Source organism: Streptomyces sp. NPDC049813 (assembly GCF_044465085.1).
Classification (GTDB): Bacteria; Actinomycetota; Actinomycetes; order Streptomycetales; family Streptomycetaceae; genus Streptomyces.
Genome location: NZ_JBITLI010000007.1, coordinates 167,952 through 184,655 on the forward strand (window position 1 = coordinate 167,952; position 16,704 = coordinate 184,655).

Below are 16,704 nucleotides of genomic sequence, written 5' to 3' on the forward strand. Positions count from 1 at the left end.
GATGATCATCTTCAGCTGAGCCGGCAGCGGGGGGGGGGGGGGGGCGCGCGGCCCCGCCCCCCCCCCCCCCCCCCCCCCGGGCCCCCCCGGCGCCGGCCCCCCCCCCCCCCCCCCCCCCCCCCCCCCCCCCCCCCCCCCCACGCCGGGCTGGGCGTCATGGTCTGCAACAGCGCGCAGAGCGCCGCCGAGGAGGCCGAGTACCTCTCGCTCTTCGCCGAACAACGCGTGCGCGGCGCCCTGATCACCCCCGCCGACCCGAGCGGTGCGACCCTGCGCGACTTCCGCCGCCACGGCATCCCCTTCGTCGTCGTGGACCGGGTCGCCGGGGCCACCGAGGACGGCGCGGGCTGCTCCGTCTCCGTCGACGACGTGTCCGGCGGCGCGCTCGCCGTGCGCCACCTCGTCGCCGGGGGCCACCGCTCGCTCGCCTACGTCAGCGGACCGCCCCACCTCAAACAGGTGCAGGACCGCAGGGAAGGCGCCCTCAAGGCGCTCGCCGAGGCGGGCCTGCCCGGGGACCTGCTGCGCGAACTGCCCACCGAACGGCTCGACGTGGCCGCGGGCCGCGACGCGGGCGCCCGCCTGCTCGGCCTCGCCGACCGCCCCACCGCCGTCTTCTGCGCCAACGACCTGCTCGCCCTCGGCGTGCTCCAGGCCCTGTACGCGGCCGGCGTCAAGGTCCCCGACGACTTGTCCATCGTCGGCTACGACGACATCGAGTTCGCGGCGGCCGCCACGGTCCCCCTCACCTCGGTCCGCCAGCCCGCCCGCACCCTCGGCACCATCGCCGCGCAACTCCTCCTCCAGGAAACGGACGACCGCGCCGCCGACCACCGCCACCAACGGGTGGTGCTGCGCCCGGAACTGGTGGTCCGCGGGTCGAGCAGGGCGCTGCCCCGGGCCTGAGGGGCGGGTTGGGGCCGGACGCGGTGGCGTCCGGCCCCGCCCGCGTCTCCCCTCGCCGCTCAGCGCACCACGCTGGTCACCCGGTACCGCCCGGCCGGCAGCCGGTAGGTGGCCGTGGTGTCCGCGAAGCCCAGGAGGCGGACGCCGGGTACGGAGGCCAGCGGGGTGCGTCCCTCGCGGACCGCGGAGGCGGAGACCGCCGGCAGGCTCAGGGTCGCCTCGGTGTTCGCGGGGACCACCGCCTCGTAGGTCAGCTTCCCGTCCTTCGCCAGGGACCAGGCGCTCGTGATCTCGCCGTACGGCGACAGATGCCGGCCCGTGACCCGGGTGATCGCCCCGGTCGGGTCCAGGTGCGGCTGGAGGCGAAAGCGCCGGAAGCCGGGGTGGTCCGGGTCGCGGGCGATGCCCGCCATGTAGGCGTACATCCACTCCGCGATCGCGCCGTAGGAGTAGTGGTTGAAGGAGTTCATCTCGACAGGGCCGAAACCGTCCTCCTTGGAGTACGAGTTCCAGCGCTCCCACACCGTGGTCGCGCCGTTCTCCACGGAGTACAGCCACGACGGCATGGCGTTCTGGTGGAGCAGCGCGTACGCGAGGTCGGCGCGGCCCTCGTCGGTCAGGACCGGCGCGAGCACGTTCACGCCGAGGAAGCCGACGGACAGCGTGTTCTGCGCGTACTGCACGCGGGCACTGTCCGGGTGGGCCGCCTTGTACGCCGCGTCGTTGCCGATGTTGTCCGCCAACAGGCCGACCAGCGCGCGGCGTTGAGCCTGCGTGTCGTAGAAGCCGAGCTTCAGGACCCACAGCAGCGCGGACTGGCTGTCGTCCTCGGGCTCGCCGCCCATCTGCGGCTTCCCGCCGAGGCTGGACCTCACCGTGATCGAGTCGCCGTCCGTCACCACGTACTTGGCCAGGAACGCGCGCCGGATGTTGCCGAAGAGCCCGTCGTACGCCGTGGCCTCGCGGGTACGCCCGGTGGCCCGCGCCATCTGCGCCATCAGCCGGACGCTGTAGGCGTAGTAGACGTCGCTCATCAGCTGGGTGCCGGTGTTCTGGAAGGCGAGCCAGTCGGCGAAGATCGCGCCCTGCCCCGCGTACGTGTCGCCGCCCTTGCGCTCGATCCAGTCGAGGTAGCGGACCATCGCGTCCCAGCTGCGGTCGACGACGGTACGGTCGCCGCTCATCTGCCACACGGTCCACGGCACGATGACCCCGCAGTCCGCCCAACCGCTGCACGGGGCCGCCGCGTTGTACCGGTTGCCGGGCGCCACCGCGGTGAACTGGGCTCCGTCCACGCCGTAGATCTTCTGCGACTCGACGAGGATGGACTCGAAGTGGCTGAGGAAGGCGACGGCGTCCGTGTTGTAGAGGCCGGTGTTCGAGAAGACCTGGGTGTCGCCGGTCCAGCCGAGCCGCTCGTCCCGCTGCGGGCAGTCGGTCGGCACCCACAGGTAGTTGCCGCGCTGCCCCCACCGCACGTTGCTGAACAGCTGGTTGATGGCGTCGTCGTCGGTGGTGACGCTCCCCGTGTCGCGGATCGCCGAGGTGCCGACCCGGCCGGTCAGACCGGAGACGGTGACCTCCGCGCCGGGCGTCGTCACCTCCACCGAGACGTAGCGGAAGCCGTAGAAGGTGAGCGAGTCCTCGTGGGTCTCGCCGTCGGCCGCGCCCTTGAGGACGTACGTGCTCGTCGCCTCGGCGCTGCGCAGATTGGCCCGGTACAGGGACCCCGCGGGGCCGTCCGCACCCGCGCTGTCGTCGTTCAGCATCTCGCCGAACCGCACGACGACCTCCGCGCCGGCTGGGCCGCGCAGCGTGTAGCGCGGGACACCGACCATGTTCTGGCCGAGGTCGAAGACGGCCGTGTCGCCGGGGCGCAGGGCGACGGGACCGGGCGCGTCCCGGGTCGAGCGGGCCTCGTCCGGCACGACGCGGCCCTTGCCGCCGGCGCTCGACGACGCGCCCGTGACCTCGCGGTAGACCGTGACGGAGCGCGGGTGCCGGTCCCACCGCTCCATCAGCCGCGCCGACTCGCCGGGGTACGCGGTCAGCTTCGCGTCGGGGAACTTCGCGGCGTAGCCGACCTCCTCGACGTCCGCCCACCGCGCGGCGGAGAACCCGCCCGCCGTCCAGCCGTCCAGCTCCCTGCGCGCGTCGTACGTCTGGCCGTCGTAGATGTCGTCGGCGCGGTAGGGCCCGGTGTCCGTGGCCCGCCAGCCGCCGCCCGGCGCGGTGACGACGCTCTGGGTGCTGCCGTCGGCGTAGCGGATCAGCAGTCTCGCCTTGAGCGCGAGAGCATTGCCGTCCGGGGAGTAGTACGTGCTGCCCTCGGAGATCCGGCCGTTGTACCAGCCGTTGCCGAGGACCGCCGCGAGCGTCACCGACCGGCCGCGCGCGACGCTCCGCGTGACGTCGTACGTCAGGTAGTTGACGGTCATGTCGTAGTTGGTCCAGCCCGGGGCCAGCAGCTCGACCGTGCGGCCCCCGTCCTGCGGGACGGTGACGCGCTCACCGTTCACGTACGCCTCGTACACGCCGAGCGCGCTCACGTACAGGCGCGCCTCGCTGACCCGGCCCTTGCGCAACGGCGTCTCGCAGCGCAGCAGCGGCGCGCCCGCGGAGTTCGGCGCCTTGCCCTTCATGCCGACCCACCGCGCGCCGTCCCAGTTGGTGCTGCCGTCCGAGGAGAGCAGGCCCGTCTCGAACCAGGAGGCGGCCGAGGTGCCGAGCGGCCGTCCTTCGCCGTCCCAGGCGGAGACCGTCCAGAAGTACCGGGTGGACGGCCGCAGTCCGGGCCCGTCGTACAGGACGGCGACGCAGTCGGCCGAGGCGACCCGGCCGCTGTCCCAGACGTCGGGGCGCGGTCCGGCGAGCCGCGCGGGCGAGGACGCGACCCGGATGCGGTACGCGCCCTGGGTGAGCCCGCGCCGCCGCGAGCCGAGGTGCCAGCCGAAGCGCGGGCGGGCGGCGTCGGTCCCGAGCGGCTGTTCCCGGTGCTCGACGGTCAGTCCGGTGACGCTCCCGGTCCCGTCCGCCGGGGCGGGGGCCGCCTGGGCCGGTGCGGCGCTCCCGAAGGCGCCGGCGGCGGCCACGACGGGCACGGCGCCCGCGGTGGCGGCGAGGACGGTCCTGCGGCGGATGTCGCTGCTCATCTGTCGGGTTTCCCTTCGACGGTGAAGGTGCTCGGCCCCCTTTGAACGGTTTCAAACGATTCAATGTGGGGTGGAGGAACCTATGTGCAGCGCCGTCCCCTGGCAAGAGGCATGCAGCAGGCATCTTTGCTCGGCCGGATCGGCTCGCGACCGCGACCGTGCGGGCCTCTTCCGGTGCGGGCGTACGAAACGATTCAACCCGTGATGTCCGCGTCCGCCGTGCCGCGGCCGCCCCGCTCACCGGGGCGCCCGGCCGCTCCCGCGCACCGTCCGGCCGGCCGGACGGCGGGCGGGCCCGGCCCCCGTAGACTCGCCCTGCCGCACCCGCTCACCTGGAGGTCCACACCCGATGGCACAGACCGTGGGGATCAAGGACGTCGCCCGCGTCGCCGGGGTCTCCGTGGGCACGGTCTCGAACGTCATCAACCGGCCCACGACCGTCGCCGACCAGACCCGGGCCCGCGTCCTCGCCGCCATCGACCGCCTCGGCTACGTACGCAGCGAGTCCGCCCGGCAGCTGCGGGCGGGACGCAGCCGCATCATGGGCCTGCTCGTCCTGGACATGGGCAACCCGTTCTTCGTGGACGTGGCACGCGGCGCCGAGCGCGCCGCCCGTGACGCGGGTCTTGGCGTCATGGTCTGCAACAGCGCGCAGAGCGCCTCGGAAGAGGCCGAGTATCTCTCGCTCTTCGCCGAGCAGCGGGTGCGCGGCGTCCTGCTCACCCCCGCCGAGGCCACCGGCCGCACCGTCGAGGCGTTCCGCCGCCACGACATCCCCTTCGTCCTCGTCGACCGCGTCGCCGAGGGCGCCACCGAGTGCTCGGTCTCCGTCGACGACGTCAACGGCGGCGCGCTCGCCGTCCGCCACCTCGCCGGCGCCGGACACCGCCGGATCGCCTACGTCAGCGGCCCGCCCGCCCTCAACCAGGTCGAGGACCGCCGCCAGGGCGCCCTGCGCGCCCTGGCCGAGGCCGGACTGCCCGCCTCCGCGCTGCACGAACTGCCCACCGAGCGGCTCGACGTCGCCGCCGGACGCGACGCCGGGGCCCGCCTGCTCGGCCTCGCCGACCGCCCCACCGCCGTCTTCTGCGCCAACGACCTGCTCGCCCTCGGCGTCCTGCAGTCCATGTACGCGGCCGGGGTGCGGGTCCCCGAGGACGTCGCGATCGTCGGCTACGACGACATCGAGTTCGCGGCCGCCGCGGCGGTCCCCCTCACCTCGGTGCGCCAGCCCGCCGTCACCATGGGCGCGCTCGCCGCGGGCCTCCTCCTGGAGGAGATCGCCGCCGCCGACGACCCGGGCACCGCGCACGAGCACCGCCGCGTGGTGCTCCAGCCCGAGCTGGTCGTACGCGGCTCCAGCCTGGGCCCGCGCTGACCGGACCGGCACCGGTGTGCTCAACTGGGCGGCGGACCCGGACGTCCGGAATCCGGGCAGCCCGCACCGTCTGCAGAACTCCCGCACAGGAGCCGCTTTGAGCGCCGTCAGCTACCGCCAGCCCGGGGTCGTCCTCACCGACCGCCGTTTCTCCGTCCCCCTGGACCACGCCCGCCCGGACGGCGAACGCATCGAGGTCTACGCGCGCGAGGCCGTCGCCGCGGGCCGCGAGGGCGAGGACCTGCCCTGGCTGCTCTACCTCCAGGGCGGCCCCGGCTTCGGCGCCAACCGGTTCTCCGGCACGCAGGCCTGGCTCGGCCGTGCCCTGCGGGACCACCGCGTCCTCCTGCTCGACCAGCGCGGCACCGGCGCCTCCACGCCGGTCAACCGGCAGACGCTCCCGCTGCGCGGCGACGCCACCGCCCAGGCCGACCACCTCGCCCACTTCCGCGCCGACGCGATCGTCCGCGACTGCGAGCTGATCCGCCGCGAGGTGACCGGCGGCGCCCCCTGGACCATCCTCGGCCAGAGCTTCGGCGGCTTCTGCGCCACCCACTACCTCTCGTCCGCGCCCGAAGGCCTGACGGCGGCGCTCGTCACCGGCGGCCTGCCGACCCTGGACGGCCACGCCGACGACGTGTACCGCGCCGCCTACCCGCGCGTCGAACGCAAGGTCCGCGCGCACTACGCCCGCTACCCGATGGACGTCGCTCGCGCCCGGGAGATCGGCGCCTACGTCCTGGAGCACGAGCCCGTGCTGCCGGGCGGCTACCGCCTCACCCTGGAGGCCTTCCAGTCCCTGGGCATCTGGCTCGGCGCCGGCGACGGCAGCGACCGGCTGCACTACCTCCTGGAGGACGCCTTCGTGCCGACCCCGGCCGGGCGCGCGCTGTCCGACGCCTTCCAGGAACAGGTCGCCGCCGCCCTGTCGTACGCGAGCCACCCGATCTACGCGCTGCTGCACGAGGCGATCTACGCCCAGGACGGCCGCGCCACGGACTGGTCGGCGCAGCGGGTGCGCGGCGAGTTCCCGCAGTTCGACGGCGAGCGGGCGCTGGCCGCCGGCACGGCCCTGCTGTTCACCGGCGAGTCGATCCACCCCTGGCAGTTCGACTGCGACCCGGCCCTGCGGCCCCTGCGGGACGTCGCGCAGCAGCTCGCCGCGCGGACGGACTGGGCGCCGCTGTACGACACGGCCCGGCTCGCGGCCAACGAGGTCCCGGTGGCCGCCGCCGTCTACCACGACGACATGTACGTCGACACCGGCCACGCCCTGCGCACCGCCGCCTCGATCCGCGGGCTGCGCCCCTGGGTCACGAACGAGTTCGAGCACGACGGGCTGCGGGCGGGCGGCCCGCGCGTACTGGACCGCCTGCTCGGCATGGTGCGCGGCGAGGTGTGACGGGCCCGGGGCGGCCGCCCGGACTGTGCGAGACTCGGGGCGTGGACACCGCCAAGCTCGAACTCGCCGCCCAGCGCTACCGGGAAGCCGTGGAGGCGCTCGAAGGCGCCCGCCTCGACCTGCGGGCCGAGGCCGTCGCGGCCCTGAGCCAGGACGGCGTCCAGCCGGACGATCAGGCGGAGGTGGCCCGGATCACCGGCTGGAGCCGGGCCGACCTGCTGGCGCTCCTGGAGGAAGCCCCCGGCGGGCCCCGCCGATGATGGCACGCTCCAAACTGATCCAGGAGCTGCGTCGCGGCGGCCTCACCGCGGCCGCCGCCGCGCTCCTCGTCGAGGACTACGCCCACCAGCTCGCCGTGGAACTCCGCGAGGCCGGCCGGCGCGACGCGGCGGCCCTCATCGACCCCCGCGGGGGCCGCTGCACCTGCGGTGCCCCCACGGGCGAGGACGAGGACAGCGAACAGACCCGCCGTTACTGGCACCACGCCCGGGCCTGCCCGCTGGGCTCGTCGTAGCGCGCGGCGCGCCCAGGCGCGCTCAGTGGAGTCGGGCCGCACCGGCGGCCCCGGCCCAGCCGGTGGCTCCCACCACCTCGCGCGCGATGTCGACGACACCGCGCCCGTCGGTGGCCACCCGTCTCGTCCCCGGCGCACACCGCTGATCGAGCAGACGTGCCTTGCGGACACCGGCCGCCAGCTCGTGGGCGAGCCCGGACCCGAGCTCGCGTCCGGTCAGCCGCGCGCGGGCGGTGTCGTCGTCCGCGGTCAGCAGCACCCTGGTGATCACTGCGCCCGGCCCCAGGGCTCGCTCGAACATGCCGGTCGCCTCGGGCAGGACGCTCACCGTGTTCGTGTAGACCAGCCGACGACAGCCGCGGGCGGCGAAGTTGGCCCACACGGCGGTCAGGTTCCGTTCGGTGATCTCCGAGCGCTGCGGATCGTCGGCGGGCGCCGGATGGATCTGCCCCAGGAAGTCACCCTCAAGGACGGCATGAAACACGGTCGCGGCGCGCAGGAGCACCGAGACCTCCCAGGCCACAGTGGTCTTGCCGACCCCGGCCCGGCCGCCGAGAAGAAGTACCTCCGCCGCGTCCACCAGGGCAGCGTGCCAGGTGAGGACGCCGGAGCGCGAGGCGTTTGCGGTGCGCGCGGTCGAAGGGAGCGGTCGGGAGCCGCCCGGTGGCGGGCCCGGGTGGGGTGCGGAGCGGTCAACGGGTGGGTGCCGGGAGCACTATCGTGGCCTGATGGTTGCCGAGCTGATCCGTATCGTCTCCCGGTCCTCCCCGATGGCCCTGGCCCAGGTGGAGCGCGTCCGCGCCGAACTCGCCGCGCTGCACCCGGGCATACGTACCGAAGTCGTCCCCGTCACGACCAGCGGCGACCGGTGGATGGGGGACCTCGCCGCGCTCGGCGGCAAGGGCGCCTTCACCAAGGAGGTCGACCAGGCGCTGCTCGACGGGCACGCCGACCTCGCCGTGCACTGCCTCAAGGACATCCCGGCCGACCGCCCGCTGCCCGAAGGGTGCACGTTCGGGGCCTACTTGCAGCGGGACGACGTACGCGACGCGCTGATCGATCCGCAGGGCCGACGCCTCGACGAACTGCCCGAAGGCACCCGCATCGGCACCTCCTCCGTCCGCCGGGTGGCACAACTCGCGGCTACGCACCCGCACTTGACGTGCGTACCGATGCGCGGCAACGCCAACCGCAGGCTGGAGAAGCTCGCCGCGGGCGACGCGGACGCGCTGCTGCTCGCCGTCTCCGGCCTGGAGCGGATCGGGCGTCCCGACCTCATGACCGACGTGCTGGCGCCGGAGCTGATGTGTCCGCCCATCGGGGCCGGCATCCTCGCCTTGCAGTGCCGCGCCGACGACGAGGCGACCCTCGACGCCGTCCGCGGCCTCGGCCACCGGGACACCTGGCGCGAGGCGACCGCCGAGCGGATGTTCCTGCACGTGCTCCAGGGCCACTGCAACTCGCCGGTCGCCGGGTACGCGCGCGCCGAGCGCAGCGGCGACCTGTCGCTGCGGGCCTGCGTCTTCACGCCCGACGGGAAGCGGGTCCTGAACGCCCAGGAGTGGGCCGGTCCGCTGGACCCGGCGACGCTGGGCATGTCCGTGGCGGTGGCACTGCTGCGGCAGGGGGCGCGGGAACTGATCGACGGCATCGCGCACTGACACGGACCGCCCCGTGGCGCCGCTCGCGCGCCGACCCGGGACGCACCGGGCGGGAGCGGGCCGCGCCGCCCTGCGGTGTCACCGGTCCGTAGGGGCGACCGGTCCGCCCGGCGGCCGGGCCCCGTCCGCCGCCGGGGTGCGGGCGGCCCCGCGTGCCCGGGGCGGGAGGCCCCGCGCCGCCACCGCGCCGACGCAGGTCACCAGGGCCAGCACGGTCAGCGCCGGGCCCAGCGCGGAGGCCAGGTCCCGGCCCGCGGCGAGCAGCGTCGTGCCGAGGGCCACCCCCAGCGTCGGTCCCACGTTCATCGCCGTCTGCTGGAGCCCGCCGGTCACCCCGGCGTCGGCCGTCGCCGACCTGCGGACCAGCGCCTCCGTCGCACTGACCATGACGGCGCCGAACCCCGCCCCCATGGCGACCGCGCAGGCGCCCACGGCGAGCGCCGAGGCCGACCTGTCGAGACGGCCGAAGGCGAAGACCCCGAGCGCCAGGAGCACCATGCCCGCACCGGTCGTCATCCGGGCCCCCTGGCGGCGCAGCAGCACCGCGCCGAGCGGCGCCGCGAGGACCATGCACAGCGCCGCGGGCAGCAGGTACAGGGCCGTGCCGAGAGCGGAGAGCCCCCGGACGTCCTGCAGGAAGTACGACGCCACGAACAAGGTGCCGAACAGGGCGGCCGACGCGGCCAGCAGCACCCCCAGCGCCGCCACCACGACCGGCGAGGCCACGACGGACGGCGGCAGCAGGGGGCTCGGCGTCCGCCGCTCGTGCCGCGCCAGCGCCGCGGCCGCGATCCCCGCGCCACCCGCCGCGAGGACCGTGTACGCCGGCGAACCCCGGTCGGAGAGCGTGACCAGCGCTGTGACCAGGCAGGCGAGCGCGGCGCCGAGCAGCACCACACCGGCCGGGTCGAGGCCCGCCGCACCGCCCGGCACCCGGGCCCGCTCCGGCTCCTTCGCCCGCAGGACCAGCAGCGCGATCACCACGGCGGGCAGCACCCCGATGAAGAACACGGAGCGCCAGCCGAACTGGGCCGTCAGGACGCCTCCGACCAGGGGTCCGGCAGCCGCCGCGACCCCGATGGCACTGGTGCGCAGCGCGATCGGCATGCCCAGTTCGTCCGGGGGATACGCCGCCCGCAGCATGCCCAGGGTGGCGGGCTGCAACAGCGCGCCGCACACCCCCTGGGCGACGCGCAGCGCGATCACCCAGCCGATCGTCGGCGCGCACCCGATCCCCGCCGACGCGGCGGCGAACCCGAGCATGCCGGCCGCGAAGAGCCGCCGGTGCCCGTACCGGTCGCCGAGCCGTCCCGCGAAGACCAGCAGACTCGCCACGGCGATCAGATAGGCGGTACTGGTCCACTGGGCCTGGGTGAGCGACGCGCCCAGATCGTGCTGGAGCGCGGGCCGCGCGACGGTCAGGACCGTGCCGTCGAGGGCGACGAGGACGGCACCGACGACGCTGCCGGCCAGCGTGACCCGGCGCAGGGACGGCACGCTCACGACGCCACCGGCCCCAGATGCGCGTCGAGCACCCTGATGATCAACGGCTCGATCGCGTCGTGCCCGACGGCGAGCGGGAGGCTCCCCCAGCCCCACAGTTGCGCCACCCCGTGCAGATTGGCCCACAGTGCCCCGGCCACCACCGCGGATTCGCCGCCGGCCGGTCCGCCGCCCGGCCGGGTGGCGTCCTGGTGGACGGCCGCGACAAGCTCCGTGAGCATCCGGAACAGCGGCAGGCTCGTCTCCCGCAGCCCCAAGGTGCCGCTCTCCAGCAGGTCGTGACGGAACATCAGCTCGTACATGCCCCGGTGGTCCGCCGCGAAGCCGAGATAGACCCGGGCCAGCGTCGCGAGCCGGGCGCGCGCGGAACCCGGCCCGGACCCGCCGTCCCCGTCCCGCACCGCTTCCGCCGCCCGCGCCCCGAGATCCGCGAAGCCGCGCCGCGCGATGGCCGACAGCAACTCCAGGTGGGTCGGGAAGTAGCGGCGGGGCGCGCCGTGCGAGACGCCTGCCGCGCGGGCGATCTCCCGCAGGCTCAGGGCCCCGGCGCCCCGCGCGTCGACGAGGGCCACGCCGGTGTCGACGAGGCGGTCCCGCAGGCTCCCGCCGACGCCGCCCGTCTCCGTGCCGTCCGTCTCCGTGCCGCCCGTCTCCGTGCCGCCCGTCTCCGTGCCGTCCCTCTCCGTGCCGTCCCTCTCCGTGCCGTCCCTCTCCAGGCTGCCAGCCGCCGAGTCGTCCGCACCGGGCATGCCCGCACTCTCCGTCTGCATAGACACTGTCTACTCGATTGGGGTAGACAGTGTCTACCCCAATCGGCGCGCCGGGAGCGACCGGGGCGGCGGGCCCGCTCACAAACCCGCGCCCGCCGCCCGCGCCCGGGCCACCGCACGCTCGCCCTCCGGCGAGAAGACCCCGCCCCGGCGCCGCGCCACCTCACGCGCCAGATCGGCGTGGAGCAGTTCGGCGTTGAGGGTGGCCCCGGCCCGGTACCCGGCGCTCGCCGCGTTCACCACCTGCTCGGCGGGGCCCGTCGCGTTGCCCACGGCCCAGACGCCCGGCACGCTGGTCAGCCCGGTGGGGTCCACGTCGACGAACGGCCCGGCCTGGGTCTCCTTCGTGCGCGCCCCGAGAGCCGTGAGCAGCGAGTCGCTCGGGACCATGCGCGGCGGCACCACGAACACGTCGCGCGCGAACTCCCGCCCGTCGGCGAGGCGCACCCCGGTGAGCGCGTCGCCGGCCACGACCAGCCCGTCGAGCTTGCCGCTGACCACGCTCACCCCGGCCGCCGCCAGCAACTGCCAGTCGCTGTCCGGTACTTCGTCCTCGTCGGCGCCGTCCAGGAAGAGCGTCACGTCCTTCGACTGCTGGCTGAACAGGACGGCCTGGTGGCTGCCGGACGCCGCCGTGTACAGCACCCCGATCGCCCGGTCGCGTACCTCCCAGCCATGGCAGTACGGGCAGTGGATCACGTCCTTGCCCCACCGCTCGGCGACGCCGGGCAGGTCCGGCAGCTCGTCCACGAGGCCGGTGGCGACGACGAGTCGGCGCGCGTACACCCGGCCGCCGTCCGCCAGCGTGACGTCGAACCCGTCGGCCCGACCCGGCTCGCCGGGCCCGCCCGGCAGATCGGACCCGGCGCTCCCGTCGTCCCCGGCCACCCGGGCCGGTTCCGCCGCCGTCACCCGGCCGCGGACCAGCTCCACGCCGTACGCGGCCACCTCACGGCGCACCTCCGCCAGGAACGCCCCGGGCGCCATCCCGTCCCGCGAGGGATATCCGTGCATGTGCGCGGCCGGCGCGTTGCGCGGCTCGCCCGCGTCGACCACGAGCACCGAGCGGCGCGAGCGGCCGAGGATCAGCGCGGCCGCCAGGCCCGCCGCTCCGCCGCCGACGACCACGACGTCGTACGCGTCCTTGCTGTTGCTGTTGGTGTGCTGCTGCGTGCGCATGAGAGCCCCTCGCTTCCGGCGTCGGAGTCCGAGCCCGGCTCCGTGGTTCCGAACATGCACCCGGGCTCTCGGTATTGACAAACAGACTTGCCGAAACTGCAATGGGACCATGAAACAGCGCGCACACGACGAGGAGAACGGGCCGCCCGAGGCGAGCATGGACGCCGTGCTGGGCGGTGTCGGCCCGCGCCTGCGTGCCCTGCGCAAGGAGCGCGGCGCCACGCTCTTGGGCCTCTCCGAGACCACCGGCATCTCCGTCAGCACGCTCTCCCGCCTGGAGTCGGGGCTGCGCAAGCCCAGCCTGGAGCTGCTGCTGCCGATCGCCCGGGCCCACCAGGTGCCGCTGGACGAGCTGGTCGGCGCCCCGCCGGTCGGCGACCCGCGCGTCCGGCTGAAGCCGATCGTGCACTTCGGCCGCACGATGATCCCGCTCACCCGGCAGCCCGGGGGGCTCCAGGCGTACAAGGTGATCGAACCGGTCCGGCAGCTGGAGCCGGACCCGCGCTCGCACGAGGGCTACGAATGGCTGTACATGCTCTCCGGCAAGCTGCGCCTGGTCCTCGGCGACCATGACGTGATCCTGGGTCCCGGCGAAGCGGCCGAGTTCGACACCCGGGTGCCGCACTGGTTCGGGTCGACGGGGGAGGGCCCCGCCGAGTTCCTCAGCCTGTTCGGGCCGCAGGGGGAGCGGATGCACGTACGGGCCCGGCCGACCCGCGGCGAGGCCTGACGGGGCCGCCCGGCACCGCCGCGCGGACCTGCCGCACCCGGGCATTCACAGAAGGGCAAGCGACCGCTTAGTATGCGCGGGAAGCCGGTAGCGCCCGCCGTGGCGGCGGGCGCCGTCGCGGCAGTCCTGACGCAGCAGTCCGTGGAGGCCCCGCATGCAGGCATGGCAAGTGCACGAGAACGGCGAGCCGAGCGAGGTGATGCGCCTCGAAGAGGTCGAGCGCCCCGTGCCCGGCGAGGGGCAGGTCCTGCTCAAGGTGCGCGCCGCCGACATCAACTTCCCCGACGCGCTGCTGTGCAAGGGGCAGTACCAGGTCAGGCCGCCCCTGCCGTTCACGCCCGGCGTCGAGGTCTGCGGCGAGACCGAGGACGGGCGCCGTGTCATCGCCACCCCCGCGCTGCCCCACGGCGGCCTCGCCGAGTACGTCGTCGCCGACGCGCGCGCCCTGCTGCCCGCCCCCGACGCCCTGGACGACGCCGAGAGCGCCGCACTCCACATCGGCTACCAGACCGGCTGGTTCGGCCTCCACCAGCGGGCGCGCCTCCAGGCGGGCGAGACGCTCCTCGTGCACGCCGCCGCGGGCGGGGTGGGCAGCGCCGCCGTCCAGCTGGGCAAGGCCGCGGGCGCCCGGGTCATCGGCGTCGTCGGCGGCCCCGAGAAGGCCGCGGTGGCCCGGGCGCTCGGCTGCGACGTGGTCGTGGACCGGCGCGGCGAGGACGTCATCGCCGCCGTGAAGGAGGCCACCGGCGGGCGCGGCGCCGACGTGATCTACGATCCCGTGGGCGGCGACGCGTACACGCAGTCGGCGAAGACGGTCGCCTTCGAAGGCCGGATCGTCGTGGTCGGCTTCGCCAGCGGCACCATCCCGAGCCCCGCCCTCAACCACGCCCTGGTCAAGAACTACACGATCATGGGCCTGCACTGGGGTCTGTACGCCACCAAGAACCCGAAGCTGATCGCGCACTGCCACGAGCAGCTCACCGAGCTGGCCGCGCGCGGCGCCATCAAGCCGCTGGTCAGCGAGCGCGTCGACCTGACCGAGGCCGCCGGCGCCGTGCAGCGCGTCGCCGACGGCGTCACCACCGGTCGCGTCGTCGTCGTCCCCGGCCTGCACGCGCGTACCGAAGGAGCCGCCGCATGAGCATCGACGCCGCGCGACTGCGCACCCTCACCCAGGAGTTCCTGACCGCCCACCCGCCCGCCACCACACCGCGCGCGGACTTCCTCAGCGCCCGCTTCGACGCCGGGCTGGCCTGGGTGCACTACCCGCAGGGGCTCGGCGGGCTCGACGCGCCGCGCGCCCTGCAGGCCGTCGTCGACGCCGAACTGGAGGCGGCGGGCGCCCCCGACAACGCTCCCCGGCGCAACGGCATCGGACTCGGCATGGCCGCGCCGACCGTCCTGCACTACGGCACCGACGAGCAGAAGCGGCGCTTCCTCAAGCCGCTGTGGGTCGGCGACGAGATCTGGTGCCAGCTGTTCAGCGAGCCCGGCGCCGGATCGGACCTCGCCGCGCTCGGCACCCGGGCCGTCCGCGACGGCGACACCTGGATCGTCAACGGGCAGAAGGTGTGGACCTCCGGCGCGCACAACGCCCGGTTCGCCATCCTCATCGCCCGCACCGACCCGGACGTGCCCAAACACCGCGGCATCACGTACTTCGTCTGCGACATGAGCGACCCGGGCGTCGACGTGCGCCCGCTGCGCCAGATCACCGGCGAGGCCGAGTTCAACGAGGTCTTCCTCACCGACGTCCGCATCCCCGACGCCCACCGCCTCGGCGAGGTCGGCGACGGCTGGAAGGTCGCCCAGACCACCCTCAACAACGAGCGCGTCGCCATCGGCGGCATGCGTCTGCCGCGCGAGGGCGGGCTCATCGGCATCGTCGCCAAGACCTGGCGCGAGCGCCCGGAGCTGCGCACCACCGACCTGCACCAGCGGCTCGTGAAGCTCTGGGCCGACGCCGAGGTCGCCCGCCTCACCGGGGAACGCCTGCGCCAGCAGCTCGTCGCGGGACACCCCGGTCCCGAGGGCGCCGGCATGAAGCTCGGCTTCGCCCGGCTCAACCAGGAGATCAGCGGCCTGGAGGTCGAACTCCTCGGCGAAGAAGGTCTGTTGTACGACGACTGGACCCTGCGCAGGCCCGAGATCGTCGACTTCGCGGGCCGCGAGGCCGGGTACCGCTACCTGCGGGCCAAGGGGAACAGCATCGAGGGCGGGACGAGCGAGGTCCTGCTGAACATCGTCGCCGAGCGCGTCCTGGGCCTGCCGCCCGAGCCGCGCACCGACAAGGACGTCGCCTGGAAGGACCTGGTCCGATGAGCGCACAGCCCGATCTGCTGTACTCCGAGGAAGAGGAAGCGCTGCGGGCGGCGGTCCGCGATCTGCTCGCCGACCACTGCGACGCCACCGCCGTGCTCGCCCGCGTCGAGTCCGGCGAGCCGCACGACCGCGCCCTGTGGAAGAACCTCGCCGAGACCATGGGCCTCGCCGGGCTCCTCGTCCCCGAGGATCAGGGCGGCCAGGGCGCCTCGCACCGCGAGGCCGCCGTCGTCTGCGAGGAGCTGGGCCGCGCCGTGGCGCCGCTGCCGTACCTCACCAGCGCCGTCATCGCCACCGAGACGCTGCTCGGCTGCGCCGGCGACGAGGCCCGGACGCTGCTCGCCGCCCTCGCCGGCGGCCGCACCGTCGGCGCGCTCGCCGTCCCGCTGTCGGCAGGTCCCGGGCAGGGCCCGGGCGACGTGCGCGCCGACGGGGGAGCGGTGAGCGGGCGCGTCACCGCGGTCGCCGACGCGGCCGCCGCCGACGTCTTCCTCGTCCCCACGCCCAGTGGCCTGTTCGCCGTGGACGCCACCGCCGACGGCGTCACCGTCACGCCGCAGACCTCCCTCGACCGGACCCGGCCGCTGGCCGCCGTCACGTTCGACGGCGCGGCCGGACGCCTGCTCACCGACGACGCCCCGGCCGCGGTCCGCCGTGGCCTGCGCGCCGGAGCCGGGCTGCTCGTCTCCGAGCAACTGGGCATGGCCGACTGGCTGTTGGCCGAGACCGTGCGCTACACACGCGAACGCCACCAGTTCAACCGGCCCGTCGGCTCCTTCCAGGCGCTCAAGCACCGCCTCGCTCAGCTGTGGCTGGAGGTGGTCAACACCCGTGCCGTCGCCCGCAACGCGGCCGACGCGCTCGCCACCGGCAGCGACGACACCGACGTGGCGGTCGCCGTCGCCCAGGCGTTCGCCGCCCCCGTCGCGGTACGGGCCGCGGAGGAGGCGCTCCAGCTGCACGGCGGCATCGGCATGACCTGGGAGCACCCGATCCACCTCTACCTCAAGCGCGCCAAGGCCGACGCGATCGCCCTCGGCACCCCGGGCCACCACCGCGCGGCCCTGGCCGAACTGGTCGACCTCCAGGCCCCCTGAGCCGCCCCCGGCCCCCCCGGCGGGGCAGCGACCACCCACCCCGGCGACCGCTGCCCCGCCCAGGACGGCTCCTTCGACCCGGCCCCCACC

Annotated in this window: 14 protein-coding genes and 1 pseudogene; 10 read left to right on the forward strand and 5 right to left on the reverse strand. The window is 74.8% G+C overall.

The features are described from left to right. Positions 1 to 141 precede the first annotated feature (141 nt). Positions 142 to 906 (forward strand): annotated as a pseudogene (locus tag ACIBW6_RS17335) (substrate-binding domain-containing protein); the annotation flags it as partial. 59 nt (positions 907 to 965) lie between these two features. Here ACIBW6_RS17335 and ACIBW6_RS17340 read toward each other — a convergent pair. After that, entirely contained in the window at positions 966 to 4,058 is a 3,093-nt protein-coding gene (locus tag ACIBW6_RS17340) for a family 78 glycoside hydrolase catalytic domain (protein ID WP_399060308.1), read from the reverse strand. 349 nt (positions 4,059 to 4,407) lie between these two features. Here ACIBW6_RS17340 and ACIBW6_RS17345 point away from each other — a divergent pair, with 349 nt between their 5' ends. From ACIBW6_RS17345 to ACIBW6_RS17360, 4 genes are all read left to right on the forward strand, one after another. Next, complete coding sequence (locus tag ACIBW6_RS17345; RefSeq protein ID WP_399060310.1) at positions 4,408 to 5,436, forward strand: LacI family DNA-binding transcriptional regulator; 1,029 nt, start codon at positions 4,408 to 4,410, stop codon at positions 5,434 to 5,436. Positions 5,437 to 5,533: 97 nt separating this feature from the next. Next, the gene (locus ACIBW6_RS17350) at positions 5,534 to 6,838 is read left to right on the forward strand and encodes an alpha/beta fold hydrolase (RefSeq protein ID WP_399060312.1); all 1,305 of its coding nucleotides are present in this window, start codon (positions 5,534 to 5,536) and stop codon (positions 6,836 to 6,838) included. Between the two features lie 41 nt (positions 6,839 to 6,879). Next, complete coding sequence (locus tag ACIBW6_RS17355; protein WP_399060314.1) at positions 6,880 to 7,098, forward strand: hypothetical protein; 219 nt, start codon at positions 6,880 to 6,882, stop codon at positions 7,096 to 7,098. Continuing rightward, complete coding sequence (locus ACIBW6_RS17360) at positions 7,095 to 7,352, forward strand: hypothetical protein (protein WP_399060316.1); 258 nt, start codon at positions 7,095 to 7,097, stop codon at positions 7,350 to 7,352. The genes ACIBW6_RS17355 and ACIBW6_RS17360 overlap by 4 nt, the downstream gene beginning before the upstream one ends. 22 nt (positions 7,353 to 7,374) lie before the next feature. Here ACIBW6_RS17360 and ACIBW6_RS17365 read toward each other — a convergent pair whose 3' ends face one another. Then, positions 7,375 to 7,932, reverse strand: a complete 558-nt coding sequence (locus tag ACIBW6_RS17365) for a hypothetical protein (RefSeq protein ID WP_399060318.1) — start codon at positions 7,930 to 7,932, stop codon at positions 7,375 to 7,377. A 148-nt stretch (positions 7,933 to 8,080) separates the two neighbouring features. Between ACIBW6_RS17365 and hemC the strand changes: the two genes are divergently transcribed. Then, complete coding sequence (hemC, locus tag ACIBW6_RS17370) at positions 8,081 to 9,013, forward strand: hydroxymethylbilane synthase (RefSeq protein WP_399060321.1); 933 nt, start codon at positions 8,081 to 8,083, stop codon at positions 9,011 to 9,013. Positions 9,014 to 9,091: 78 nt separating this feature from the next. Here hemC and ACIBW6_RS17375 read toward each other — a convergent pair whose 3' ends face one another. The 3 genes from ACIBW6_RS17375 to ACIBW6_RS17385 form a co-directional block, all read right to left on the reverse strand. After that, positions 9,092 to 10,510 carry an MFS transporter gene (locus ACIBW6_RS17375; protein ID WP_399060553.1) on the reverse strand — a complete coding sequence of 473 codons (1,419 nt, stop codon included), beginning with the start codon at positions 10,508 to 10,510 and terminating at the stop codon, positions 9,092 to 9,094. A 2-nt stretch (positions 10,511 to 10,512) separates the two neighbouring features. Next, positions 10,513 to 11,286, reverse strand: a complete 774-nt coding sequence (locus tag ACIBW6_RS17380; protein WP_399060323.1) for a TetR/AcrR family transcriptional regulator — start codon at positions 11,284 to 11,286, stop codon at positions 10,513 to 10,515. A gap of 78 nt (positions 11,287 to 11,364) precedes the next feature. Continuing rightward, positions 11,365 to 12,465 carry an NAD(P)/FAD-dependent oxidoreductase gene (locus ACIBW6_RS17385; RefSeq protein WP_399060325.1) on the reverse strand — a complete coding sequence of 367 codons (1,101 nt, stop codon included), beginning with the start codon at positions 12,463 to 12,465 and terminating at the stop codon, positions 11,365 to 11,367. A gap of 109 nt (positions 12,466 to 12,574) precedes the next feature. On the opposite strand from ACIBW6_RS17385, the gene ACIBW6_RS17390 reads away from it, so the two are divergent. The 4 genes from ACIBW6_RS17390 to ACIBW6_RS17405 all read left to right on the forward strand — a co-directional run bounded on the left by ACIBW6_RS17390 (position 12,575) and on the right by ACIBW6_RS17405 (position 16,614). After that, positions 12,575 to 13,195: a helix-turn-helix domain-containing protein gene (locus tag ACIBW6_RS17390; RefSeq protein ID WP_399060327.1), complete on the forward strand. Its 621-nt coding sequence runs from the start codon at positions 12,575 to 12,577 to the stop codon at positions 13,193 to 13,195. A 154-nt stretch (positions 13,196 to 13,349) separates the two neighbouring features. Beyond that, complete coding sequence (locus ACIBW6_RS17395; protein WP_399060329.1) at positions 13,350 to 14,336, forward strand: NADPH:quinone oxidoreductase family protein; 987 nt, start codon at positions 13,350 to 13,352, stop codon at positions 14,334 to 14,336. Then, positions 14,333 to 15,517 (forward strand): acyl-CoA dehydrogenase family protein, encoded by a 1,185-nt coding sequence (locus tag ACIBW6_RS17400; RefSeq protein ID WP_399060331.1) that lies wholly within the window; start codon positions 14,333 to 14,335, stop codon positions 15,515 to 15,517. The genes ACIBW6_RS17395 and ACIBW6_RS17400 overlap by 4 nt, the downstream gene beginning before the upstream one ends. After that, positions 15,514 to 16,614 (forward strand): acyl-CoA dehydrogenase family protein, encoded by a 1,101-nt coding sequence (locus tag ACIBW6_RS17405; protein ID WP_399060333.1) that lies wholly within the window; start codon positions 15,514 to 15,516, stop codon positions 16,612 to 16,614. Before ACIBW6_RS17400 ends, ACIBW6_RS17405 begins: the two co-directional genes overlap by 4 nt. Positions 16,615 to 16,704: the final 90 nt, after the last annotated feature.